The 24,243-nt window shown below is 72.9% G+C and carries 19 protein-coding genes; 10 read left to right on the forward strand and 9 right to left on the reverse strand.

The window, feature by feature from the left end; translation table 11 throughout:
• The gene (locus tag KME80_RS27075) at positions 1–825 is read right to left on the reverse strand and encodes an alpha/beta fold hydrolase (protein ID WP_219509080.1); all 825 of its coding nucleotides are present in this window, start codon (positions 823–825) and stop codon (positions 1–3) included.
• A 110-nt stretch (positions 826–935) separates the two neighbouring features.
• Here KME80_RS27075 and KME80_RS27080 point away from each other — a divergent pair, with 110 nt between their 5' ends.
• Both KME80_RS27080 and KME80_RS27085 read left to right on the forward strand, forming a co-directional pair.
• A complete protein-coding gene (locus KME80_RS27080) occupies positions 936–1,832 on the forward strand; it encodes an NAD(P)H-binding protein (protein WP_219509082.1) in 897 nt (298 codons plus the stop codon).
• A 69-nt stretch (positions 1,833–1,901) separates the two neighbouring features.
• Complete coding sequence (locus KME80_RS27085; RefSeq protein WP_308125945.1) at positions 1,902–2,342, forward strand: DUF3592 domain-containing protein; 441 nt, start codon at positions 1,902–1,904, stop codon at positions 2,340–2,342.
• Positions 2,343–2,382: 40 nt separating this feature from the next.
• Here the strand turns inward: KME80_RS27085 and KME80_RS27090 are convergent, their stop codons facing one another.
• Positions 2,383–5,019: an ATP-binding protein gene (locus KME80_RS27090; protein ID WP_219509086.1), complete on the reverse strand. Its 2,637-nt coding sequence runs from the start codon at positions 5,017–5,019 to the stop codon at positions 2,383–2,385.
• Positions 5,020–5,132: 113 nt separating this feature from the next.
• Between KME80_RS27090 and KME80_RS27095 the strand changes: the two genes are divergently transcribed.
• A complete protein-coding gene (locus KME80_RS27095; RefSeq protein ID WP_219509088.1) occupies positions 5,133–6,485 on the forward strand; it encodes an MFS transporter in 1,353 nt (450 codons plus the stop codon).
• 66 nt (positions 6,486–6,551) lie between these two features.
• On the opposite strand, the gene KME80_RS27100 is transcribed toward KME80_RS27095, so the two are convergent.
• From KME80_RS27100 to KME80_RS27120, 5 genes are all read right to left on the reverse strand, one after another.
• Positions 6,552–7,763, reverse strand: coding sequence for an MFS transporter (locus KME80_RS27100; protein WP_219509090.1), 1,212 nt, complete (start codon positions 7,761–7,763; stop codon positions 6,552–6,554).
• 72 nt (positions 7,764–7,835) lie between these two features.
• Positions 7,836–8,438 (reverse strand): TetR/AcrR family transcriptional regulator, encoded by a 603-nt coding sequence (locus KME80_RS27105; protein WP_219509092.1) that lies wholly within the window; start codon positions 8,436–8,438, stop codon positions 7,836–7,838.
• Positions 8,439–8,482: 44 nt separating this feature from the next.
• Entirely contained in the window at positions 8,483–9,718 is a 1,236-nt protein-coding gene (locus tag KME80_RS27110) for a cytochrome P450 (protein WP_219509095.1), read from the reverse strand.
• Between the two features lie 20 nt (positions 9,719–9,738).
• Positions 9,739–11,103 (reverse strand): NAD(P)/FAD-dependent oxidoreductase, encoded by a 1,365-nt coding sequence (locus KME80_RS27115; RefSeq protein WP_219509097.1) that lies wholly within the window; start codon positions 11,101–11,103, stop codon positions 9,739–9,741.
• 529 nt (positions 11,104–11,632) lie between these two features.
• Positions 11,633–12,769, reverse strand: a complete 1,137-nt coding sequence (locus tag KME80_RS27120; RefSeq protein WP_219509099.1) for a mandelate racemase/muconate lactonizing enzyme family protein — start codon at positions 12,767–12,769, stop codon at positions 11,633–11,635.
• Positions 12,770–12,937: 168 nt separating this feature from the next.
• Between KME80_RS27120 and KME80_RS27125 the strand changes: the two genes are divergently transcribed.
• The 7 genes from KME80_RS27125 (at position 12,938) to KME80_RS27155 (ending at position 22,416) form a co-directional block, all read left to right on the forward strand.
• Positions 12,938–13,909, forward strand: a complete 972-nt coding sequence (locus KME80_RS27125) for a LacI family DNA-binding transcriptional regulator (protein WP_219509101.1) — start codon at positions 12,938–12,940, stop codon at positions 13,907–13,909.
• 97 nt (positions 13,910–14,006) lie between these two features.
• The gene (locus tag KME80_RS27130) at positions 14,007–15,374 is read left to right on the forward strand and encodes an ABC transporter substrate-binding protein (RefSeq protein ID WP_219509103.1); all 1,368 of its coding nucleotides are present in this window, start codon (positions 14,007–14,009) and stop codon (positions 15,372–15,374) included.
• Between the two features lie 38 nt (positions 15,375–15,412).
• Positions 15,413–16,258: a carbohydrate ABC transporter permease gene (locus KME80_RS27135; RefSeq protein ID WP_219509105.1), complete on the forward strand. Its 846-nt coding sequence runs from the start codon at positions 15,413–15,415 to the stop codon at positions 16,256–16,258.
• Complete coding sequence (locus KME80_RS27140; RefSeq protein ID WP_219509107.1) at positions 16,255–17,106, forward strand: carbohydrate ABC transporter permease; 852 nt, start codon at positions 16,255–16,257, stop codon at positions 17,104–17,106. Before KME80_RS27135 ends, KME80_RS27140 begins: the two co-directional genes overlap by 4 nt.
• A 33-nt stretch (positions 17,107–17,139) precedes the next feature.
• Positions 17,140–19,392, forward strand: a complete 2,253-nt coding sequence (locus tag KME80_RS27145) for a hypothetical protein (protein WP_219509109.1) — start codon at positions 17,140–17,142, stop codon at positions 19,390–19,392.
• Complete coding sequence (locus KME80_RS27150; protein WP_219509111.1) at positions 19,389–21,581, forward strand: FAD-dependent oxidoreductase; 2,193 nt, start codon at positions 19,389–19,391, stop codon at positions 21,579–21,581. Before KME80_RS27145 ends, KME80_RS27150 begins: the two co-directional genes overlap by 4 nt.
• A gap of 4 nt (positions 21,582–21,585) precedes the next feature.
• Positions 21,586–22,416 carry an NAD-dependent epimerase/dehydratase family protein gene (locus KME80_RS27155; RefSeq protein WP_219509113.1) on the forward strand — a complete coding sequence of 277 codons (831 nt, stop codon included), beginning with the start codon at positions 21,586–21,588 and terminating at the stop codon, positions 22,414–22,416.
• 88 nt (positions 22,417–22,504) lie between these two features.
• On the opposite strand, the gene KME80_RS27160 is transcribed toward KME80_RS27155, so the two are convergent.
• Both KME80_RS27160 and KME80_RS27165 read right to left on the reverse strand, forming a co-directional pair.
• Positions 22,505–23,650: a DUF418 domain-containing protein gene (locus KME80_RS27160; RefSeq protein ID WP_219509115.1), complete on the reverse strand. Its 1,146-nt coding sequence runs from the start codon at positions 23,648–23,650 to the stop codon at positions 22,505–22,507.
• A gap of 61 nt (positions 23,651–23,711) precedes the next feature.
• Positions 23,712–24,243: cytochrome P450 (locus KME80_RS27165; RefSeq protein WP_219509116.1), on the reverse strand; the 532-nt coding region annotated here is incomplete at its 5' end.

Below are 24,243 nucleotides of genomic sequence, written 5' to 3' on the forward strand. Positions count from 1 at the left end.
TCAGAAGCTCGCCGTCGCCCTGCCGATGATCTGGGCGATCTCGTGGGCATGGGTGAAGACGAGCTGGTGGTCGGCGTCGAGCCAGGTGGTGGTGATGTGCGGGTGCGCGCGGACGAGCCGTTCGACGCCCGCCCGCCAGTTCAGGTTGAAGCCCGCCGCGGGTCCCTCGCCGTCGCCGCCGGCCATCGAGGTCGACATGATCATGGTGATGGGCCGGTCGATCTTCTTGTACCGGTCGAGGATCCCTGCCCGGATCGCGTCGATCTCGAGGTTCAGCTCGGCGATCTCCTGGGCGGTGAGCAGCACCTGGCGCGCGGTGCCCCGCAGGGCCTCCTGCTGGGCCGCCAGGCCCTCCCACATGGCGCGGAACCGCGGCAGGAGGGCCTCGGTGATGAACGGTTCCGGCACCGGGTTCGCCCCGTCGACGAGGACGAGCCCGGCGACGGCGCCGGGATGCTCGCAGGCGTAGTGCATGGCGAGGTCGGCGCCCAGCGAATAGCCCGCCAGCACGGGCGCCTCGGCCAGGCCGCGCCGCCCCAGCTCCGCCATCACCGCGCCGAGATCGCCGAGGAACGCCTCGAAGGAGTAGCGGCCGGCGGCCGAGGCGAGGCCGTGGCCGCGCAGGTCGAAGGTCACCACCTCGTGGTCGCGTCGCAGCAGCTCGGCCAGCTCGCGCAGGTCGGCCTGGGTGGAGTTCAGCCCGGGGCACAGGACCAGCGGCCGTCCCCGGCCCCCTTGGGACACCGGGATCGTGACGCCGTCGTTCCGGATGGTGAAGTGCCGCATGGTCGTGTCGTCTCTCTCCGCCCGCTCTTCATCGGTCATGCCACCATGCTGAAAGCTTGACCCAGCGTCAGGGTCAAGCCGTCCCTCGGGCCGGGCCGGAGGGTGAGTTGCGGCCGGGATCCGGCCGCATCTGTTCGTACGGTGGCGGTATGGAGATCGCTGTCACTGCACCGGCCGGCAACGTCGGTCGTTTTCTGGTCGGGCATCTGGTCCGTGCCGGGGTCCGCCCCCGGCTGCTGAGCCGTCATCCTGAGCGGCTGCGCGCGGCCTGGGGTGACCTCGTCGACGCGCGGGAGGTCGATCTGCGGGACGCCGGGGCCGTGTCGCAGGCTACGCGGGGCGTGGACGCGCTGTTCCTGGTCGTGCCGCCGGGTGACGGCGACGATCCGGTGGCCGCGTACGCCGAAGTGGGGGAGGTCGTGGCCGCCGCGGTGGCCCGCAACGGCGTGCCGCGAACGGTGCTGCAGAGCAGCGTGGGGGCGGAGCTGCGGGAGGGCGCCGGGGAGATCGACGGGCTGGCGCGGGTGGAGCAGACGCTGGACCGCGTCGTCGTCGGGGAGGCGGGTCTGGCCGTCACCCACCTGCGGTGCGGCTTCTTCTACAGCAACCTGCTGTACGAGCTCGACGGCATCCGGGCGGGTGAGGTGTCCGTGCTGCTGCCGACCGGGATGCCGTTCGCGTGGGTGGCTCCGGCGGACATCGCGGCGGTGGGCGCGTCGCTGGTGCTGAGCCGTGACTGGTCGGGGCGGCGGGTGCAGGCGGTGCACGGGCCGGGGGACCTGTCGTGGGAGGAGGCGGTGGCCGTGGTCGGGGAGGTCGTGGGGCGTACGGTCACGGTCCGCCGGGTGGCCGACGAGGACATGCGGGCGGCGCTGACGGGCGCGGGGCTGTCGCCGGCGCGGGTGGAGGCGGTGATGGGCATGTCGACCGGGTTGCGTGACGGCTTCGTGCCCGAGCAGCCGCGGACCGCGGTGACGACGACCGACACGACGCTCGGGGCGTGGGCGTGGGCCGAGCTGCGCCCCGCCCTCGGCGCGACCGGCTGAGCCGCGCCGTGCGAACTTCGCGGGGCCGTTGATCGTTGTCAGGGTGTGTCGAGCTCAGGGGGAACCTTGGTGGAGCAGGTCTTCGCGTATTTTCCGTTGCTGTTCGTGGCGTTCGGCGCGGTGATCGCGTGGGGGTCGGTCAGGGGGATCGTGAACGGCAGGCGGTTCGTGCGCGGGGCGCGGCGGGTGCCGGGCGTGGTCGCCGACGTGCGGACGACGTTCGCCGGGCGGGGTGAGCATCTGCGGGCGAGCCGGCGGCCGGTGCTGACGTTCACGACCGTGGAGGGGCGGGAGGTGACCACCGAGTCGTGGGCGGTGTCGGACCTGGGGGTCGGCCGGGAGGTCGAGGTCCTGTACGACCCGCAGGACCCGACGCACGCCGCGCCCGCCGGCGCCGTCGGCGGCGGCTACGGGGGCATCGTCCTCGGGCTCGTGGCGGCCGTCGCGGGTCTGGCGTTCTTCGCCGTCTTCTCCGAGTTCTTCGGCTCGTTCGGCGGCGGTGGTTTCTAGGCCGGTGGTTTCCAGACCGGTGGTTTCCAGGCCGGCGGGTTCAGCCGAAGATGCTGAGCCGGGCCAGCTCGCGGCGGGAGGTGACGCCGAGCTTCGGGTAGGCCCGGTAGAGGTGGTGTTCGACGGTCCGGCGGCTGAGGAACAGCCGGGCGGCGATCTCCCTGCTGGTGTGGCCCTCCGCGGCCAGCCGGGTGACCTGCAGCTCCTGCGGGGTCAGCCGGTCCAGGGGGTTGGGCGCGGCCGGCCGGGCGGGGCCGGCCGGGGCGCCGATGGCGCGCAGCTCGCCACGGCTGCGTTCGGCCCAGGGACGGGCGCGCAGCTCCTCGAAGATCCGCAGCGCCGTGGTGAGGTGCTCGCGCGCTTCGGCGGCGCGGCGGTCGCGGCGGAGCCGCTCGCCGTACAGCAGGGCGGTCCTGGCCCGCTCGAACGGCCTGCCGCCCTTGGCGTGCAGGGCCAGCGCGTCGGCGTACAGGTCGGGGGAGCCGGTGAGCAGGGCGCGGCAGCGCAGCGCGACGGCTTCGGCCCAGGGCCGGCGGCTCGCGTGGGCCCATGCCTCGAAGCGGCGCAGCGGCTCCTCGGCCCGTTCGGCAGCGCCGATCCGCACGGCGGCTTCGACGAGGTCCGGCATGGACGTGGTGAGCACGGTGACGTGGTGGCCCGGCCCGGCGTGGGCGGCTTCTAGCCGCCGCAGGGCCTCCTCGTCGCGGCCGAGCCCGAGGTCGAGGAGACTGAGGGCGCAGGCCGCGGCCACGCGGCTGGTGTCGGTGGCGTCGGCGACGAGCTCGCGGCAGCGGGCTTCGTCGCCTTCGGCGGCGGCGATCCAGGCGAGCGCCACCTCGATCTCGTCGATGCGTCGGAGCAGGCCGGTGTCGCGGGCGATCGTGACGGCCTCGGCGGCGGCCGCGGCGGCGTCCTGGGGGCGGCCGGCCCGGAAGAGGGCGGTGCACCGGTTCTGCAGGACCTTCGGCAGGCGGCCGATGAGCCCCTGCCTGCGGTACTTCTCGATCTCGGCGGCGGTGAGCTCCAGGACGGCGTCGTCGTCGCCGAGCAGGGCGGCGGCGTAGATGGCGTGGATGCGCTCGGGGTCGCCGCCTGCCGAGAGGGTGCGCCGTACGTGGCGTTCGAGCCGGCGCACGCCGGCCGGGTAGTCCTGCTCGATGAGCAGCGCCATGCCGGTCGCCGTGTCGTCGGGCAGGCCGAGGGCGTCGAGGCGCGCGGCGGCGGTGTGGACGGTGGCGGGGTCGCCGGAGAACCAGCCGTAGCCCGCGGCGAGCCGGAGCATCTCGGCCGCGTCGTCCGGTTCGGCCCCGGTGGCGCCGTCGATGAGCAGGAGGGCCGCGTGGCCGGGGTTCTCGCGTTCGAAGGCGACCGCGGCGCGGACCCGGGCGACGCGGGCCCGGTGGGGGCCGTCGGCCGTCGTGGTGGCGGCGTCGGCCGCGAGGGTCTCGGCGTGGTCGGTGTCCCCCGCGGCGAGGGCCTGCTCGGCGGCTCGCGCCCGGCGTTCGGCCCGGCGGCGCGGGTCGGGGGTGAGCCGGGCGGCCCGCTCGTACAGGTGGGCGGCCGAGGCGTACGCGCCCCGGGCGTGCGCCCGGCTCGCGGCTGCGGCGAGGTCGGCGGCGGTCGGCTCGTGCGGCTCGGTGGTGGCGGCGGACAGGTGGCGTACGCGCAGGTCGGGGTCGTCGATCGCGGCGGCCAGGGCGGCGTGGACGGCGAGCCGGCGGCTGGGCGCGAGGGCGTGGTAGGCGGCGTTGCGGATCATCGGGTGGCGGAAGACGACCCGGTCCGTCGTGATGCAGATCAGCCCGGCGCGGTCGGCCTTGTCGAGGTCGCTCAGGGTCGCGCCGAGCGCTCGCCCGGCCGTGGCGAGGGTGGGCAGGTGGCCGCGGCCCTCGGCGGCGGCCAGGGACAGCATGGTGCGGGTGCGCTGGGGGAGGCCGGCGATCTGCGCGTGGAACAGGCCGGTGAGCCGGTCGGGGACCGGCAGCGGGGCCGCGGGGTCCGGCTGGGGGGCGGGCGAGGCGGCGAACTCGACGAGCGCGAGGGGGTTGCCGCCCGATTCGGCGATGATCCGTTCCGCCAGGGCCGCCGGGAGCTTGCGCGCGGCGAGGACCCGCGCCGCGTCGGCGTCGCTCAGGCGTGACAGGTGGAGTTCGGCGAGGCCGGCGGCGTCGAAGGAGCCGGTGCGGGCCGAGAACACCATGACGACGCCCTCCGCGGCCAGGCGCCGGGCGGTGAACAGCAGCGCCTCCGTCGTGGCGCGGTCGACCCAGTGGGCGTCGTCGACGAGGCAGAGCACGGGCTGCCGGTCGGCGAGCTCGGTGAGGAGGGTGAGCACGGCCAGGGCGTTGAGGAAGCGGTCCACGCCGGTGGCGCCACCGGTGCCCAGCACCGCCCGCAGGGCGTCGGCCTGGGGCCGGGGGAGGGCGGCGATGTGCTCCTGGACGGGCCAGAGCAGCTGGACCAGGCCCGCGTACGCCAGGTCGGCCTCGCTCTCCACGCCGGTCACGCGCAGGATGCGGAAGCCGCGCGCGGCGGCGGTGGAGGCGGTCCAGTCGGCGAGCGCCGACTTGCCGATGCCGGCCTCGCCGCGGATCACCACGGCGCCGCTGCGCCTGCTCGCGGCGGCGGTCAGGAGCGCCTCGACGGCTTCCTGCTCGGCTGCCCGCCCGTACAGCACCGGTCCTCCGTCCGTAGGTGTGTCAGTACCCATACGTAACCCTGCCCGGCCAACCGCAATTCCGTAATTTTTACCGATTCGGGGGATGGGGTGTGGTTCCTACGGTCGGGATCATGACTGTCACGCAAAGCAGGCCGGGCCGGTTGGCCGGGCTGACCCTCGCCCTCCTGGCGTTCGCCAATCTGATCACGTCGCTGGACTTCACCATCATCTATGTCGCGCTCCCGCACATCGGGCAGGACGCGGGCTTCACCGCGCACGGCCTGCAGTGGGTGGTCAGCGCCTATGCCGTCTTCTACGGCGGGTTCCTGCTGCTGGGCGGCCGGCTGGCCGACCTGCTGGGGCGGCGCAGGACGCTGAACGCCGGATTGATCCTGTTCGGCGCGGCCTCGGTCCTCGGTGGCCTGGCCTCCTCCCCGGCGCCGCTGATCGTCGCCCGGGTGTTGCAGGGGATCGGCGCGGCGCTCGTGTTCCCCGCCACGCTGTCGCTGGTGAACACGGTGTTCGCCGAGGGCAGGCAGCGCAACCGGGCGCTGATGTGGTGGGCGCTGGCCGGGGCGGGCGGGCTCAGCCTGGGCGCGCTGCTGGGCGGGCTGCTCACCCACGCCTTCGGCTGGCAGGCCGTGTTCTGGGTGAACCTCCCGCTGGTGGGCGCGGCGCTGATCGGCGCGTTCACGCTGCTCGACGCCGACCGTCCGCAGGCGCGCGGCGCGTTCGACATCCCCGGGGCGATCACCGGGACGGCCGGGGCCACGCTGCTGGTGTTCACCATCGCCCAGGCCGGTGAGGCCGGGCTCACCACGACGGTGGCCGTGGCGGGGGTGCTCGCGGTGCTGTCGCTGGCCGGGTTCGTGGCGATCGAGGCGCGCAGCCGCTCGCCGCTGATGCCGCTGCGCCTGCTGGCCAACCGCAACCTCAGCGCGGGCATCCTGGTGATCGTCCCGTTCGGGGCGGCCATGAACACCGTCATGTTCTTCCTCACGCTGTACTTCCAGGACGTGCTCGCCTACACCGCGCTCCAGGCCGGGCTGGCGTTCCTGGTGATGTCGCTGGTCATCGCCGCCGGGGACTTCTGCTCCGAGCGGCTCATGCACCGCTTCGGCACCCGTACGACGCTGATCGTCGGACTGCTCGCCGGGGTGGCCGGGAACGTCCTGCTCGCCGCCTCGATGGGCGCCCAGGCCGGCTTCGTCGCGCTGCTTCCCGGCGTGGTCGTCTACGGGCTGGGGATGGGCATCGTCTTCCCCGCCATGTTCGCCGCCACCGGCACGGGGGTGGCCGATCACGAGCAGGGCACGGCGAGCGGGATGGCGTCGACCGCCTTCCAGGTGGGCATCGCCACCGGCCTGGCGGTCCTGGTCGCGGTCTCCGCCGCGTGGGGGATGCCGGCCGCGGTGTACGCCGCCGCCGCCGGCACCGCGCTCGGCCTCTTCGCCGCCGTCGCCCTGCCCTCCCGCACGCCGTAGCCCGCCAGCCCGTCAGCCCGGACGGCCGCCCATGACGTACCGGCCTCCTCGCCCCCGGCCCGGCCGTCACACGGGGGAGAGGGCCGGTTCGGCGGCCTCGTCGCGGTCGCCGGTGCGCAGGTAGCGGCTGGCGAGCGCGGGCAGGATCGTGAGGATCGCCAGGACGGCCAGCACGACGCCCAGCACGATCGGGGCGCGGAGCCCGTAGCCGGGGATGAGCGCCGAGCCGATCGCGGAGCCGAGGACGACCCCGAGCGTGATGAACGAGGCGTGCACGCTGTTGACCAGCGGCGCGGTGCTGCCGGCTCGCTGCACGCGCACGGCCATCGCGGGGTTCATCGTCACGCCGGTCAGGCCGATGCCGAGCATGAACGCCACCGCCGCGGCGGGGACGTCGGTGAAGAGCGCCAGCCCCGCCAGGGAGACCGCGTTGAGCGCGGTGCCGGTCAGCAGCGTGGCGACGGTGCGCCGGTCGGCCAGCCGGCCGACGACCGCGTTGCCGATCAGCGTGGCGGCGCCGTAGGCGAGCAGGAGCAGCGGGACGGTGCCCTCGCCGAAGCCGGTGACCCGGGTCAGGACGGGGGTGAAGAAGCTGAACGCGGAGAACGTCGCGCCGATGATCAGCGTGCTGGAGACGATCGCCAGCAGGAACTGCGGCCGGCGCAGCACGGCGAGCTCGTCGCGCAGCGACGCCGGCGGAGCCGCCGCGGCGTCGGGCCGCGCGGGATCGCGGACGTAGGCGACGGTGAGGATCGCGGCGATCACGGTGAGCGCCGAGATGGTCCAGAAGGCCGCCTGCCAGCCGAGCCGCCCGCCGACGAACGTCGCCAGCGGCAGCCCGAGCAGCGTGCCGAGCATGAGCCCGCTCATCGCCACGCCGACCGCCCGGCCGCGCATCCGCTCGTCGACCACGCGGGCGCACATCGACACGGCGATGCCGAAGAACGCCTGCGAGGCCACCCCGCTGACGACCCGCGCGACCACCATGACCGGGTACGAGGCCGCGAGCGCGGCCAGGACGTTGCCGGCGAGGAAGACGGCGATGACGACCAGCAGCGCGGTCTTCGGCGGTACGCGCAGCAGCGCCATCGTCAGGATCGGACCGCCGACCGCCATCGCCACGGCGAAGATCGTCACCAGGTAGCCGATCCGCTCGATGCCGGTGCCGAGTCCCTCGGCGAGCTGGGGCATGAGGCCGGCGACGGCGAATTCGCTGGTCACCATCGCGAAGATGCCGGCGGCCAGGACGTAGACGACCAGGGGAACCGTTCGGGTCATGTCATCGGCTTTCTGTGATTGAGAATCCAAAATGAGGGCATGCGGAAGCCCTTCGAGGGCCGGGGCGGCGGGTCAGCCCAGGAGGGCGTGCAGCCCCGCCAGCGCGATCCGCCGCAGGGTCTCGGGGTCCGTGCCGGCCTGCGCGGTGATCCGCAGGCCGGAGATGACGGTGCTGACCAGCAGCGCGCCGTCGTCGGGGTCGACGCCGGGGGAGATGCTGCCGTCGAGCTGCCCGGCGCGAATCGCCTCGCCCACCAGGGCGCGCCGCTCGCGCAGGTCGCGGTCGAGGAGGCGGGCGACGCGCTCGTCCCGCTCGCGCAGGCCGGGGTCCATGAAGCCGTGCACGACCATGCACCCGGCCGCGTGGCCCCTGGCGGCGGCGTCGTGCTCCTCGGCGACCACCACGTCGACGAGCCTGCGCAGCCGCTCGGCGCCGCGCACGCCCTGGTCGGTGAGGATCGCCGCCTGCCGCGCGCCCGTCACCTCGACGTAGCGCTCCAGCGCGCGGACGTAGAGCTCGTCCTTGGAGACGAAGGTGTTGTAGAGGCTGCTGCGCCGCACGCCCGCCGCCTCGCACACCTGCTCGGTCGACGTGCCGGCGAACCCGCGCACCCGGAACTCGCCCGCCGCGGCGTCGAGCACCTTGACCTCGTCGAACATCCGTGGCCTGCCCATGACGGACACCCTAACACGTAATGGACTCTGAAATCCAAAACGGTTCAGGCAGGGGCGACGCCCTCGTAGTCGACCAGCAGGTGGCGCGGCCCGCGCAGCACGGCGCTCGGGCGGTACGGCGGCGGGTCGGCGACCAGGCGCGGCCCGCGCAGCCTGCGGACGAGCTCGGCCAGCACGATCTGCGCCTCCAGCCTGGCCAGCGGCGCGCCGAAGCAGTAGTGGACGCCGCCGCCGAAGCCCAGGTGCTCGTTGCGGGCACGGCACGGGTCGAAGCGGTCCGGGTCGGCCACGTGGCCGGGGTCGCGGCTGCCCGCCGCCAGGGCGAGCACGATCGGCGATCCGGCGGGAATCGTCGTGCCGGCGATCACGATGTCGTCCAGGGCGATCCGCGAGGACACCAGCTGCACCGGCGGCTCGTACCGCAGGAGCTCCTCCACGGCGGGGACGATGAGGCCGGGATCGGCGCGCAGGCGGTCGAGCAGGCCGGGATCGCGCAGGAAGGTGAGCATGCCGTTGGCGATGAGGTTGATCGTGGTCTCGTGGCCCGCGATGAGCAGCAGCACGGCGGTGGAGACGACCTCCTCGGGCGACATGCCGCCCTCGGGCCCCCGGTACGTGACGAACCCGGACAGCATGTCGTCGCCCGGCTGCCGGCGGCGCTCCTCGGCCAGCCCGCCGAGATAGCGCTCCAGGTCCCGCGCCACGGCCAGGCGTTCGCGCTCGCGCTCGGCGCGGTCCTCCTCGCCCGGTCCGAGCGTTTCCACGATCTGGTCGGCCCAGGCGTGGAACTGCGGCTCGTCCTCCTGCGGGACGCCCAGCAGCCGGCAGATCACCGCCACGGGCAGCGGGTAGGCGACCTCGTCCACCAGGTCGGCCCGCCGCTTGCCGGCGATGCCGTCGATCAGCTCCGTGGTGATGGCCAGCATCGCCGGCCGCAGCCCGTCCACGACGCCGGGGGAGTGCGGCGGCCCGAAGTGGCGCATGGCCAGCCGCCGCAGCCGGTCGTGCGCGGGCGGGTCCAGCCCGATGAACGAGATCGCGCCGTCCTCCTTCCCGCTCGCGCCCGGGTCCGTGTCCGGGCCGCCGAGGTTGCGGCGGTCGGAGCTGACCCTCGGGTCGTGCAGCAGCGCGACGATCTCGCGGTAGGTGCTGACGACGTACGTGCCGTCGGGCTGGCGCGCGACCGGAGTGCGGCGCAGCTCGCCGAACAGCGGGTAGGGGTCGGCGCGGCCCGAGGGGTCGAGGATCCGCTCGAAGGCGCTGGACGAGGTCGTGGTCATGTCTTCTCCTGCCGGGGCGATCAGCTCTGCGGCGCGTGCAGCAGCGAGGCGCGGCGCTCGGCCGGGTCGTGGCCGGTCACCACGACGGTGGCCCCCGCCGTGGCGACCAGCCGTTCGGGCACCCGCGCGGGCACCGGCCCGCCGTCGCCGTCCTGATCGACGTGGCGGAACTCCGGCGGGAACGGCGCCGCCGACTCGATCAGCCGCTGGTAGAACTCCAGCCACAGCCCCTGGTCGAACGTCACCGCCGCGGTGATGCGGCCCCGGTAGCCGTAGACGGCGGCGAAGCGGCGCTCGGCGACAGAGCCCTGCGTGATGACGACCTCGTCGGCGAACGTCGGCACGCCGACCGACTTGATGTTGACGCCGAACTGGGTGGACCAGAACACAGGCACCGACAGGTGCGGCCACCGGTGCGCCTGGTCGCTGACCATGTTGTGGGCGGCGATCTCCGCCTGGGCGACCGCGTTGCCCCAGTGCTCCAGCGTCATGAACTGGTAGTCGTAGAGCGGGTGCGGGAAGCGGGCGATGTCCCCGGCGACGAACACGTCGTCGGTGACCAGGCCGTTGGTGTCCACGGCACGGCAGCCCGCGTCGCAGGCCACGCCCCACACCCCGGCGGCCAGCCCGGAGTCGCGCAGCCACTCGACGTTGCGGATCGAGCCGAGCGCGACGACGGCCACGTCCGCCTCGACGGTGCTGCCGTCGGACAGGCGGGCCCCGCGCAACCGGCCCTGCCCGTCGCCTTCCAGCGCCGTCACCGTCGTGCCGCACCGCAGGTCCACGCCGTGCTCGCGCTGCAACGCGGCCGCCACGTCGCCGATCACGCCGCCGAGCGCGTTGACCAGCGGGGCGGGACCGCGTTCGACGACCGTCACCGGCAGGTCCAGCTCGCGGCAGACGGAGGCGATCTCGCTGCCGGTGAACCCGGCGCCGAGCACGAGCACCCGGCCGGGCCGGGCGGCCAGCGCGGCGCGCAGCCGCTCGGCGTCGGCCGTGGTGCGCAGCGTGTGGACGCCCTCCAGCGCGGCCTCCGCCTCGTCCGGCCACGGCCGGGCCCGGGTGCCCGTGGCGAGCAGCACCCGGTCGAAGCCGATCTCGCGGCCGTCGGCCAGCCGCACCTGCTTGCCGGCCATGTCGAGCCCGGCCGCCGGGGTGCCCCACAGCCATTCGGCGTCGACCTCGCGCAGGTGGGGCAGCATCGTGTGGCCGGGCGCGACCTGGCCGGTGAGCACCTGCTTGGACAGGGGCGGCCGGTCGTACGGCTCCTGCCGCTCGTCGCCGATCACCGTGAGCGAACCGGCGAACCCCTCCCGCCGGAGCACCCCCGCGGCCCTGGCCCCCGCCAGCGACGCGCCGACGATGACGATGCGGCCGTCGGTCATCTTCCGGCCGGACGGCCGGGGCTGTCCCTGGGTGGCGTACGTCTCGGTCCAGTCGAGATGGATGGCCTGGACCGGGCAGGCCGCGGCCTGCCCGCAGCACGTGCCCGCGCTGCTCGTCGCCGGGGTCGAGGTCGTACAGGAGCGCCTCTTCGCGCATGCTGAAGACGTCCGGCGCGAGAAAGGCGCACTGCCCGTATCCCTGGCAGCGCGTCAGGTCGACGACGACTCTCACAGGCACTCCCCGTTGAGCGGGCACGCGCCCCCGCTCCTCGGTGGCGGCCCGGCCTGTGAGGGCCTACCCCGCCCCGCTCGGGCCGTAGCCCACCCGGCCCCGTTCCTTCCCGTCTCTTTGCCGTCCCGCCCCCGCCCCCGCCCGGGGATGATGGGGGCATGACACGCAGAAGCCCGTCACCCCGGCCGCCTGCGTGCTCGGCCGGCAGGGTCTCGCCGTTCTGGCGCTGGTCCTCCTGGCTGCCCGGCTCGGGACCTTCGTGCTCGTCCGCGCCCGCAGGGCCGGGTAGAGGCGCGATCACCAGTTGGTGAAGGCGCCGTCGGGGGTGCGCAGGTGGGGGCGTTCGGCGGCCGTGGCCTGGTAGGCGCGGGCCCGGGCGCGATCGAGGTCGACGCCCAGACCGGGCAGGTCGGGGATGGCGAAACGGCCGCCGCGCACCACGGGCCGGGCGGTGAAGACGTCGGCCAGCTCGGGCAGCGCCTGGTGCTCCTGCACGCCGACGTACGGCGAGGCCAGGTTCAGGTGCAGCGAGGAGGCGGCGGTGACCGGGCCGAGCGGGTTGTGGGTGGCCAGCTTGACGTAGTGCGTCTCGCACATCGCGGCGATCTTCCTGGCCTCGGTGAGCCCGGCCGCCACGGCGACGTCCACCCGGGCGTAGTCGACCAGGTCCTGCTCGACGAGGCGCTGGAACTCCCATTTGGACCCGAGCTGCTCGCCCGCCGCGAGCGGCACCGCCGTGCGCGATCGCAGCGACCGGTACACCTCGAGGCTCTCGCAGCGCAGCGGGTCCTCCACGAAGTACGGCTTGGCCGACTCGATCTCGCGGCACAGCGTCACGGCCTCGGGCAGGTCGAGCCGCGTGTGCACGTCGAGGATCAGCTCCACGTCGTCGCCGACGGCCTGGCGTACGGCGTGGAACAGCTCGATGCCCCAGCGCATCGAGGCGCGCTGGTCGAGCGTGCCGTCGCGGTCGTGGGGCACGGCGAAGCGCAGGTGCCGCCAGCCGTCCGCGATGAGCACCCTGGCCCGGTCCAGGAACGCGTCGAGGTCGTGGTAGTCGTCCCCCAGGTGCGCGTAGGCGGGGACGTGGTCGCGCACCCGCCCGCCGAACAGCTCGTAGACCGGCACGCCCAGCGTCTTGCCCCGGATGTCCCACAGCGCGACGTCGATCGCGGCGATGGCGGAGGACAGGATCCGGTCGGCGGGGAAGAAGCCGCGGCGGAACATCACCTGCCACAGGTGCTCGATCCTGGCGGGGTCCTCGCCGAGCAGCAGGTCGCCCAGGTGGTCGATCGCCCCGGCGACCGCCTTCTGCCGTGATCGGATGCCCACCTCGCCGATGCCGTGCACGCCCTCGTCGGTGTCGATGACGACGAGCATCATGCTGTCGCCGTGCTCGGGGAGGGTGAGCACTTCCCAACCAGTGATCTTCACAGGCGAACTCCAATGAGAACGTTACCGGGATTTTCGCAACAAATCATGCAACATCCCGACTGGATTGACCAGGGGCGGATTCGGGCCGGTCAGAAAGGTGAAGAACACTCTTGACGGTTCCCGGGAACGTTTGCGAGCATCCTCCGTACCGATGACGAGGAGGGCGGCGTGGCAGTGACGATCCGGCAGGTGGCGCAGGCGGCGGGGGTGTCGGTCTCGACCGTCTCCCGCGCGTTCACCGCCCCCGACCAGGTGCAGCCGCAGACCCTGCGGCGCATCAGGGACGCCGCCGCGCAACTGGGCTACACGCCCAACCCGGCGGCCCGCTCGCTGCGCGGCGGGAAGACCGAGTCGCTCGGGCTGATCATCCCCGACATCGCCAACCCGTTCTTCCCGCCGATCATGAAGGCGATGCAGGCCCGCGCCAGGAGGCTCGGCTACACCGTGCTCGCCGCCGACACCGACGAGCGGGAGTCCGACGAGCTGGAGACCATCGCCGCGGTCTCCAAGCGGGTGGACGGCATGATCCTGTGGGCCTCCACCCTGGCCGAGGACCGGCTCGCCGAGCTGGCCGCGACCATGCCGGTGGTGCTGGTGAACCGGCACGTGCCCGGCATCCCGGAGGTCCACATCTCGCTGACCGCCGGCATCTCCCAGGCGGCCGAGCACCTGAAGGCCTACGGCCACTCCCGCTGCGTCTTCGTCAACGGCTCGCGGCCCGAGCTCAGCCGGGGCAAGTCGATAAAGGAGGCGTTCGAGGCGCACGGCCTGTCCCTCGTCGAGTTCGGCCCGTACGAGCCGCGCTTCGAGACCGGCGTGCACGCCGCCACCCTGGTCACCTCCTCGGGGGCCACCGCGGTGCTCGCCCACAACGACCTGGTCGCGCTCGGCGTGCTGCACCAGCTCGCCAAGCTCGGCGTCAGCGTGCCGGGCGACGTCAGCGTGATCGGCATAGACGACACGCTGCTGGCCGAGACCTCCACCCCGTCGCTGACCACCATCCGCATCTCGGCCGAGGAGCTCGCCACCCAGGCCACCGACCTGCTGCTCGACACCATCGCCGAGCGGGGCGGCGGGCGCGTGGTGGAGATCGGCTCCCGGCTCATCCCCAGATCCTCGACCGGGCCCGTGCGTCACTGACCGAAGGGTCTCGCGCGGTGCGGCGTGCCGTACCGCCATCCCGTCATGCCATCTTTAACACCATTCATCCTGCTATGACCTGAATGCGGGAGTTCAGATGAAGAAGACCACCGCTGCCCTCGGCGTCGCCGCCCTGGCCACGGCCCTCGCCGCGTGCGGCTCGTCCTCCGGTTCCGGTCAGGAGTCCGGCACCATCACCCTCAGGGTCCAGGGCATGCCGCCGGCGACCGACAAGCCGGGCCTGGCCGCGTTCGAGAAGATGGCCGCCGACTTCGAGAAGCAGAACCCCGGCATCGCCGTCGAAGGCTCCTCGGCCGACTACGACCCGCTGACGTTCTCCGCCAAGCTGGCCGGCGGCAAGGTCGAGGACGTGATCAAGGTGCCGCTCACCGAGCCGCAGGGGCTCATCGCCCGCAAGCAGGTCAAGCCGCTCACCGCGGAGCTGGCCAGGTGGCCGCACTACAAGGAGTTCAACCCGCAGGTGCTGCGGCCGCTGAGCGACAGCGCCGGCCAGGTGTACGGCGTGCCCCAGTCGCCGTTCGCGATGGGACTCGTCTACAACCGCGACCTGTTCGAGAAGGCCGGCCTCGACCCCGACCGGCCGCCGGCGACCTGGGACGAGGTCCGCGACCACGCCAGGCGGATCGCCGAGAAGACCGGCAAGGCCGGGTTCGTGCACGAGTCCAAGAACAACCAGGGCGGCTGGCAGCTCACGAAGCTCACCTACGCCTTCGGCGGCGACATGGAGAAGCAGGACGGCGGCTCGTGGGTGGCGGCCTTCAACGCCGAGCCGGCACGCCAGGCCCTGACCCTGCTCAAGGAGATGCGCTGGAGCGACGACTCCATGGGCGACAACCAGCTCATCGACCAGAACGACGTGATCAAACGGTTCGCCGCCGGCGAGATCGGCATGTACCTGGGCACGCCCGGCACCTACCGACTGGCCAAGATGACCTACGGCATGAAGGACACCGACGCGTTCGGCGTCGGCCCGATGCCCCAGGCGGGCGGGAACGCCACGATGACCGGCGGCGACGTCTACATGGTGCCCAGATCGGCCTCCGCGGAGAAGACGGCCGCTGCCGTGAAGTGGCTGCTGTTCGCCTACGCCCAGCCGCAGTACGACACCGGCGCCGCCGCCGAGCGGGCCAAGGCGCTGGCGGCCGACCCGAACGCCGCCGTGGGCGTGCCGACGCTGCCGATGTTCGACGAGGCCCAGCAGGCCAAGATCGACGAGGCCGTCAAGCCGTACGTGAACGTCAAGCTCGAGCACTTCCGGCCGTGGGTCGAGGGCACGCCCGAGCTCGAACTCCGCGCCGAGCCCCCGGTGCAGGCCCAGGCCGTCTACGCCGTGCTCGACAGCGTGGTGCAGGCCGTCCTGACCGACAAGGACGCCGACGTCAGCGCCCTCCTGGCCCAGGCGGAGACCGACGTCAACACCAAGCTCGCCGCGAGCCGGCAGTGACCGTGGCGCCACACGCCAGGAGGCGGGGGAACCCCGTCATGGCGTTCCTCTTCCTCATCCCGGCCTTCGTCGCCTTCGGGGCGTTCTCCTACTGGCCGATGATCAGGGGACTGCTGATCTCCTTCCAGGAGACGAACCTGGTCGACCCCGCCACCTGGGTGGGACTGGACAACTTCACCGCGCTCCTGCGGGACCCGCTGCTGTCCACGGCGATCGCCAACACCCTGCTGTTCGTCGGGCTCGGCCTGCTGATCGGGTTCCCCGCGCCGCTGATCCTGGCCACCGTCATGTCGACGGTGCGCAAGGGCGCGGGGATCTACCGCTTCCTCGTCTACCTCCCGGTGGTGATCCCGCCGGTGGTGGCGATCCTGCTGTGGAAGTGGTTCTACGACCCCGGCCACGGGCTGTTCAACGAGCTGCTGGGCCTGGCCGGCCTGGGCCCCTTCCCCTGGCTGGAGTCGCCCAGGACCGCCATGCTCAGTTTGGTCATCCAGTCCACCTGGGCCTGGATGGGCAGCACGGTCCTCATCTACCTGGCCGCGCTGGTCACCATCCCCGCCGAGCTCTACGAGGCGGCGCAGATGGACGGCGCGTCGATCGCGCGCAGGCTGTGGCACATCACCCTGCCCCAGCTCCGCCCCACCATCGGCCTGCTGCTGCTCCTGCAGCTGGTCAGCACCACCCAGGTGTTCACCGAACCGTACGTGTTCACCGACGGCGGCCCGGAGAACAGCACGCTCACGGTCCTCCTGCTGATCTTCAGGTACGCCTTCCGCGACGGCGACTACGGCCAGGCCGCCGCGCTCGCCTTCCTCCTGGCGATCTTCCTCGGCCTGCTGTCCACGATCTACCTGCGGGCCACCCGCAGCTGGAGTTCCGCATGAGCCTGATCTCCCACGTCGAGGAGCGCCGCCCGGCCGTCAGGGCCGCGGTGCGCACGGTCCAGTGGCTCACCCTGGCCGTCCTGGCGGTGATCGGCATCGGCCCGCTCTACATGACCGTCAAGGGCGCGGTCTCGCCGGCCACCGACCTGATCGCCGAACCGCTCCAGCTGTGGCCCGGCGACCCCCGGCCGGAGAACTTCGGCACCGCGTGGAACGACCTGGGCATCGGCCACTACCTGCTCAACACCCTCCAGGTCGTCGGCGGCTCCTGGGCCGTGCAGCTCGTCGTCGCGGTCACCGCCGGCTACGCCCTGTCGGTGCTGAGACCCCGGCTCGGCACCGTGATCTACGGCGCGATCCTCGCCACCATGTTCGTCCCCTACACGGTCTCCATGACCAGCCTCTTCCTGACCATCATCGACCTGGGCCTGGTCGACTCCTACTGGGCGATCTGGCTGCCCGCCGGAGCCAGCGCCTTCAACGTCCTGCTGGCCAAGCGCTTCTTCGACGCGCTGCCGCCCGAGCTGTTCGCCGCGGCCAGGGTCGACGGCGCCAACTCCTGGCAGCTCCTGACCAGGATCGTGCTGCCGATGAGCCGGCCGATCCTGGCCGTCATCAGCCTGATCGCGATCATGCACAGCTGGAAGGACTTCATCTGGCCGCTGGTGGCCATCACCGACCCGGCCAAGCAGCCCATCAGCGTCGCCCTGGCCACGCTGGCCGACCAGGCGCCGCAGGACATCCTCATCGCCAGCATGGCGATGGCCCTGGCCCCGCCGGTCCTGCTCTTCCTCGTCTTCCAGAAGTACGTCGTCGCCGGACTCGGCTTCACCGGCGTCAAAGGCTGACCCGCAACGCCGATCACGAAAGGCAGTCCCCCCATGCCTGAAGTCTCCCGCCGCACCCTCATCCAGGCCGCCGCGATCACCGGCGCGGCCTCCGCGCTCACCATCACCCCCGCCCACGCCGATGCCGATGCTGGCAGCCTCTCGATCACCGCCGACGGCATCACGCTCGTCGCCGAGGCCGACGGCTCGATCCTGGTCCGCGACGGCTCCGGGACCGATCGTCTCAGGATCGGCCACTTCATGATCAAGGACAGCGTGCTCGGCCAGCAACGCACGTTCGGCGGCACGCCCAGCCTGACCACCGTGGACGGCCGCCCCGCGCTCCAGGTCGCCTACAGGATGTCGGCCGGCGCCTCGGCGGTGACCGTGCGCGGCACGTTCACCGTCGCCGCCCGCCGGGCGAGCCTGCGCTGGGAGGTGACCGGCAGCACCACCCTGACCCCCGGCGGCTACATGTTCTCCCGCGCCCTCATCGGCAACACCGCCCCGGAGCGGTACGTGCCCGCCACGGTCTGGACGAAGGACCCGCGCGGCGGCGTCCCGTACGAGATCAACGCGGGCTCGCTCTACCAGGAGACGTGGGACGGCACCAGCGCCCACTTCCGGCTGGCGGCCTCCCGGCCGTCGTTCACCAACGCCACCTGGATCCACGCGCCGGCCGACGCCGACGGGACGACCCGGGTGGAGCTGGTGCTCGGCGACATGCGGCCCGGCGCCGCCAACGCCGTGGCGACCGCGGCCCCGCTCGGCGTGGACGTGTGGAGCGAGCAGCCCTTCGGCCTCTACGAGCCCTTCGCGACCCTGGCGGTCAACGCCCAGGTGGTCAACGGCGGCCCGGCCGCCAAGCCGGTCACCCTCACCTGGTGGGCCCGCGACTTCGGCGGCGCCGTCCTCGGCACCGGCACGCTCAGCAGATCCGTCGAACCCGGCGGCGCGTGGCAGGAGACGTTCACCGTGCGCGGCCCCGCGCAGGGCATCGTGTTCACCGAGGTCAGAGCCACCTCCGGAAGCGAGGAGGCGTTCGCGCGGACGAACCTGGCCACGCTCAAGCCGTACGCCTACCGCGGCGACGGCAAGTTCGGCATCGCGAACTACACCTGGCTCCTGGTCCCCGGCAAGCAGCAGGTCGGCCGGCTGATGCGCAAGCTCGGCGTCACGTGGGTGCGCATCGCCTACGACGGCGCGCCCGGCATCCCGCCCGCCGAGCTCGACGCGCTCGGCATCAAGCACAACGTCCAGCTCGGCGGCGTCATCTTCAACGGCACGGCGCAGCAGATCGCCGCCTGGGCCGACGACCGGGCGGCGATCGCCAAGCAGTCGGGCGCCGCCTACTTCGAGGTGGCCAACGAGCTGAACCAGCCCTGGATGTCCGGGCAGAAGGCGGCGGAGTACGTACGCGACGGCCTGAAGCCCATCCACGACCGGCTCAAGGACTCCGGCATCAAGCTGATGAACTGCGGGCTGGGCGGCATGGACCACCGCTGGACGACCAACTTCCACGCGGCCGGCGGCTGGGACCTGATCGACGCCTTCGCCTTCCACCCGGGCCGGGGCAACTTCACCGCCGACTACGCGCCGCCGCCGGAGGAGTGGGAGCAGGGCTCCTACGGCTCCTACTGGAACTTCCTCGGCGCACTGCGCAAGGCCAGGCAGACCCTCGACGAATACGGCGGCGGCAAGGAGCTGTGGCTGACCGAGGTGTACGCCTGCACCCGGCCCAACCACTGGTGGAACGACACCCACCGGCAGGCCGCCGAGAACACGCTGCTGCAGCTCGCTCTCTGCCTGTCGGAGGGCGTGGACGGCGTCAACTGGTACCAGCCCCACGACAGCACCATCCACCACCCGCAGGAAGCCGACCCCGGCAACCCCGAATACCACTTCGGGCTGCTGAACCGCGACACCAGCACCAAGCCGGCGCTGCTCGCGTTCGCCACGGCGACCCGCCACCTGGAGGGCGCGACCTTCGAACGCTGGCTCACCTTCGCCGACCCCGACCTGAAGGGCCTGCTGTTCGACACGCCGCGGGGCAGGCTGGCGATCCTGTGGAGCCGCAAGGACGGCTACATCCTGAACCGCGACCACGGCGACGGCCAGTGGTACCCGCACCCGGAAGCCTGGATCGACCACTGGCCGACCAAGACCCGCGTGTCGCTGAAGACCTCGGGCCGGACGGTCCGGGAGATCGACTGCATCGGGCAGGAGCGCACGATCACCGCCAGGGGCCGCCGCGCCCAGCTCACGCTGGACGGCGCCCCGCGTCTCTACTACGGGCTGGAGCTATGAGATCGGAAACCCTTTCGCACGACGTGACCGTGGTCGGCGGCGGCCTGGCCGGTGTCAGCGCCGCCGTGGCCGCGGCCCGGCTGGGCCGCACGGTCGCCCTGGTCACCAACCGGCCCGTCCTCGGCGGCAACTCCAGCAGCGAGGTGCGGGTCTGGGTGGTCGGCGCGACCGGGCACGGCAGGAACCACCACGCCCGCGAGGGCGGCATCATGGGCGAGCTGTTCCTGGAGAACCAGTACCGCAACCCGCACGGCAACCCGTACTTCTGGGACACGACCGTGCTCGACCTCGTCCGGCAGGAGCCGAACATCGCGCTGTTCCTCAACACCGACGTGCGCGAGGTGACGTGTGAAGAGGGCCGGATCCGCTCGGTGACCGGCTGGATGATGGGCTCCGAACGGCTGATCACCTTCGCCTCGCCGATGTTCCTCGACTGCACCGGTGACGGGCTGGTCGGCCACCTGGCCGGCGCGAGCCACCGGATCGGCCGCGAGGGCCGCGCGGAGTACGGCGAGCCGTGGGCGCCCGAGGAGCCGGACGACATCACGCTCGGCAGCACGCTGCTGTTCTACACCAAGGACGCGGGCGAGCCGGTCCGCTACGTCCCGCCGAGCTTCGCCAAGGACATCACCACGACGTCGATCCCCGAGCGGCGCATCATCAGGGCGGGCGACAACGGGTGCGCCTACTGGTGGATCGAGTTCGGCGGCGAGCTGGACACCGTGCACGACAACGACCGCATCCGCGACGAGCTGTGGTCGGTCATCTACGGCATCTGGGACCACATCAAGAACTCGGGCAGGTTCGACGCGGAGACCATGACCCTGGAGTGGGTGGGGGCGCTGCCGGGCAAGCGGGAGTACCGCCGCTTCCTCGGCGACCACGTGCTCACGCAGCACGACGTGCTGGGCCAGACGCCGTTCGACGACCGGGTCGCCTTCGGCGGGTGGTCGATCGACCTGCACCCGCCGCAGGGCATGTACGCGAAGGAGGACGGCGCCCGGCAGCGCTACGCCGACGGGATCTACCACATCCCCTACCGCTGCCTGTACTCGCGCGACGTGCCGAACCTGCTCATGGCCGGGCGCAACATCTCGGCGTCGCACGTGGCGTTCGGCTCGACCAGGGTCATGGCCACCTGCGCCACGATCGGCCAGGCGGCCGGCACCGCGGCCGCCCTGTGCGTGGCCGCCGGGGTCGCGCCGAGGGAGCTGGACGCGCGCGACCTGCGGACGGCGCTCCTGCGGGAGGACGGCTCGATCATCGGCGTGCCGTACGAGGACCCCGCCGACCTCGCCCGTACGGCCGCCGCGACCGCGTCGAGCACGTTGTCCCTGCTGGAGGTGGAGACGCCGGCCGAGGCGTGGCCGCTGGCGGCCGACGCCGGGCTGGTCCTGCCGGTGGACCCGGCGCTGGACGCCGTCGAGCTCCTGCTGGACGCGGCCGCCGCGACCGAGCTGGTCGTGGACCTCTACGACCCGGTGCTGGGCCAGAACTACGTGCCGCGGCGCCTGATCTCCACGCATCGCGTCGCGGTGGAGCCCGGGAAGAACCAGTGGATCCGGGTGGAGCCGTCCTTCCGGCCGGATCAGGCGCAGAACGCGTTCCTGCTGGTCCGCGCGAACTCCGACGTCTGCCTGCACGTCGCCGACCGGCCGACCCCCGGCGTGCTCTGCTTCACCCGGGTCCCGCTGCGCCCCCAGGACGAGGCGCCGCAGCTCCTGCGCGAGTGGACCGACGCCGGACTGCTGCGCCGCACCTTCTGCTTCCGCGCCGGCCCGACCCGCGCGTTCACGCCGTCCCGGGCGCTCGACGGCTTCCAGCGCCCGCACGCCGGACCGCACATGTGGGTGTCGGGCGAGCTGCCCGCCACCCTCGAACTGACCTGGCCCGCGCCGGTGCCGATCGGCCGCGTCGACCTGCTGGCCGACGACGACGTGAACGAGGACCTGATCAACCTGCACCACCACCGCACGCCGTTCGAGGTCATGCCGACGCTGATCCGCGACTACCGGCTGGAGGCGCGGCAGGACGGCCGCTGGCGGACGGTGGCCGAGGTGCGCGGCAACCGCCGGCGCCGCAACGTCCACGACCTCGGCGCGGTCACCGCCGACGCGCTGCGGGTCGTGGTCGACTCCGCCAACGGGACGCCGTACGCCCATGTCGTGGCGGTGCGCGTGTATGAGTAGAGGCATGCGACGTGTCCTGGTCACCGGCGCCGCGGGCCGCATCGGCCGGGCCGTGCTCGACCTGCTCGACCGGCGGGGGATCGCGGCCAGTGCCCTCGTGCTGGACGATCCGGGCGACCTGAAGGCCGACCGGGTCGTCGAGGGCAGCGCGACGGATCCGCACGCCGTGCGCCGCGCGCTCGACGGTGCCGACGCCGTCGTCCACCTCGCGGCGATCCCCACTCCCGAGCGGCATCCGGCCGAGGTGGTGTTCGCCACCAACACGCAGGCCACCTGCACCGTGCTGGAACAGGCGGGCCGGGCCGGGATCCGGCGGGTGTGCACGGCGGGCAGCACGGCGATCTCCGGACTGCCGTTCGCCGCGCGCACCCTCCACCCGCCGTACGTCCCGGTGGACGAGGAGCAGCCGTCACAGTCCGAGGACCCCTACGCGCTGTCGAAACAGGTCGACGAGCTGACCGCCCGGACGATGGCGCGGCGCTTCGGCATGTCGGTGGTCGTCCTGCGCCTGCCGTACGTCGGCGGCTTCGACGAGCGCCTGCTCGACTTCGCGCGAAGGTGCGAGCTGGACCCCGGCCTGCACGCGCCCGGCCTGTGGGCCTACCTGGAGACCCGCGACGCGGCGCGGGCGTGCCTGGCCGGCCTCGGCCCGGACGGCTTCCACGTCATCACCGTGGCCGCGCCGCAAACCCTGGTCTCCCACCCCACGGAGGAGCTGCTCCGCAGGTTCCACCCCACGGCCGAGCTCCGCCGCCGGCTGCCCGGGCGCACGGTCCCGCTGGACCTGACCAGGGCCGCCGCCGTCCTCGGCTTCGCCGCGGAGCTTCACGTGTGACGCGGGGCCGCCCTGCCGGAGGCGTAGCGGGAGAACACCTCCCGCACCTCCCGGGGAGAGCAGGCCAGGTGCGGACGGCCCGCGGGGATCAGCGGGACAGCCGGCGTAGGGCGATCTCGAACGGGCCCCGGTGGCCGATGCGGCGCATCCAGTCGGCCAGCACGATCGAGACCAGCCAGACCGCCACGCCGACGGCGATGACGGCGGCGGTGCCCAGGTCGCCGGCCAGGTCCAGCGTGAAGGGGTAGAACAGGGCGACGAACACGACGGACTGGAAGAGGTAGAAGGTCAGCGAGCGCCGGCCGAGCGCCGCCAGCGCGGTCGTGACCGGGCCGTGGGCGCCGCCGATCCTGACGGCGGCCAGGGCGACGGCGGCGGCCAGGGCGATGCCGCCGGTGTGACCGGTGAACGTGTGCGCGATCGCGGGCAGCCAGGTCGCGTCCGTCTTCCAGACGCCCGCCGAGATCAGCGCCATCGGCAGCCGGCCGGCGACGACCAGGGCGAGGAAGGTGAAGGTGACGCGGCGGAGCAGGGCCACGTGCCGCTCGGGGTCGTCGAGGATCCGGCGCCGGGCGGCCCAGATGCCGATCGTGATGCCGGGCACCACGAGCAGGACCACCCCCGGAGCCTTCCCCGCCCACACCAGCAGGTGCAGGAGCACCTGGCTGGGGAAGTCGTCCTTCATCATCGACGGCAGCGTCTCGGGGTGGCCGGCGACCTCGGCGGCGTGCGCCCGTACGGTCTGCCAGGCCAGCAGGCCAGTCATGGGCACCAGGGAGATCGCCGAGGTCCAGAGCAGGACCGAGTCACGGGCCCGCATGATCGGCGCCATGATCAGCAACGCCAGGCCGTAGGTGGAGACGATGTCGAGCGGCACCAGCAGCGTCGCGTGCAGGAAGCCGATGACCAGCAGCCAGAACCCCCGGCGGCGCAGCAGCTTGCGGACCGCGAGCCAGTCGTCGCCCTTGGCGAACCGGCCGGCGGCGAGCTGGCCGAGCCCGTAGCCGAACAGGAACACGAACATCGAGCGCGCCAGGTTGTCGGCGGCGAAGACCTTGAGGAACCGGCCGAAGGTGTTGAGCGCCGCCGGGCCGAGGTCGGCGTGGCTGATGAAGACCGGCGCGTGCGCCAGCGCGATCAGCAACAGCATGAAGCCGCGCGCCAGGTCCGGGGCGAGCGCGCGGGCTCGTGCCGGGGACGGCGCCCGCACGCTGCCCGAAGGGACGGTGGGCATGGGTCACTCCAGAGAGAGGGGAGGAAAGGGAACCGCGGCGTCGTCCGTCACCGGCCGGCGGTCAGGCGTCCCAGGTGACGGGCAGGCTCTTGACGCCGTAGATGTCGGCGATCTCCGGGCGCAGGGCGACCTGTTCGGCGGGCACGGCCAGGCGCAGCGTGGGGAAGCGCTGGACCAGGGCCGGGAGCGCGACGCGCAGCTCCACCCGGGCGAGCTGCTGGCCGAGGCACTGGTGGATGCCGTGGCCGAAGGCCAGGTGGCCGCCGTCCTGGCGGCGCAGGTCGAGCCTGTGCGGGCCGGGGAAGCGCTCCGGGTCGCGGTTGGCGGTGCCGAGGGACAGGATGACCGTCGTCCCGGCCTTGATCGGGTGGCCGCCCAGCTCGACGTCCTCCAGCGCGACCCGCACGAACTGCTTGGCCACGCTGAGGTAGCGCAGCAGCTCCTCCACGGCGGGGCCGGCGAGCGCGGGGTCGGCGCGCAGCGCGGCGAGCTGCTCCGGGTTCTCCAGCAGCGCGAAGGCGCCGAGCGCGATCATGTTGGCGGTGGTGTCGAACCCGGCCGACAGCAGGATCAGGGCCATGCCCTTCAGCTCC

Source organism: Nonomuraea ceibae (genome assembly GCF_019396325.1).
GTDB lineage: Bacteria > Actinomycetota > Actinomycetes > Streptosporangiales > Streptosporangiaceae > Nonomuraea > Nonomuraea ceibae.

Bases quoted from the DNA above. Each gene is read 5' to 3' on its own strand.
- KME80_RS27115 (WP_219509097.1), bottom strand. From the start codon at position 11,103: ATGACCGACGGCCGCATCGTCATCGTCGGCGCGTCGCTGGCGGGGGCC.
- KME80_RS27100 (WP_219509090.1), bottom strand. From the start codon at position 7,763: ATGACCCGAACGGTTCCCCTGGTCGTCTACGTCCTGGCCGCCGGCATC.
- KME80_RS27140 (WP_219509107.1), top strand. From the start codon at position 16,255: ATGAGCCTGATCTCCCACGTCGAGGAGCGCCGCCCGGCCGTCAGGGCC.
- KME80_RS27130 (WP_219509103.1), top strand. From the start codon at position 14,007: ATGAAGAAGACCACCGCTGCCCTCGGCGTCGCCGCCCTGGCCACGGCC.
- KME80_RS27155 (WP_219509113.1), top strand. From the start codon at position 21,586: ATGCGACGTGTCCTGGTCACCGGCGCCGCGGGCCGCATCGGCCGGGCC.
- KME80_RS27075 (WP_219509080.1), bottom strand. From the start codon at position 825: ATGACCGATGAAGAGCGGGCGGAGAGAGACGACACGACCATGCGGCAC.
- KME80_RS27145 (WP_219509109.1), top strand. From the start codon at position 17,140: ATGCCTGAAGTCTCCCGCCGCACCCTCATCCAGGCCGCCGCGATCACC.
- KME80_RS27150 (WP_219509111.1), top strand. From the start codon at position 19,389: ATGAGATCGGAAACCCTTTCGCACGACGTGACCGTGGTCGGCGGCGGC.
- KME80_RS27110 (WP_219509095.1), bottom strand. From the start codon at position 9,718: ATGACCACGACCTCGTCCAGCGCCTTCGAGCGGATCCTCGACCCCTCG.
- KME80_RS27135 (WP_219509105.1), top strand. From the start codon at position 15,413: ATGGCGTTCCTCTTCCTCATCCCGGCCTTCGTCGCCTTCGGGGCGTTC.
- KME80_RS27095 (WP_219509088.1), top strand. From the start codon at position 5,133: ATGACTGTCACGCAAAGCAGGCCGGGCCGGTTGGCCGGGCTGACCCTC.
- KME80_RS27105 (WP_219509092.1), bottom strand. From the start codon at position 8,438: ATGGGCAGGCCACGGATGTTCGACGAGGTCAAGGTGCTCGACGCCGCG.
- KME80_RS27160 (WP_219509115.1), bottom strand. From the start codon at position 23,650: ATGCCCACCGTCCCTTCGGGCAGCGTGCGGGCGCCGTCCCCGGCACGA.
- KME80_RS27080 (WP_219509082.1), top strand. From the start codon at position 936: ATGGAGATCGCTGTCACTGCACCGGCCGGCAACGTCGGTCGTTTTCTG.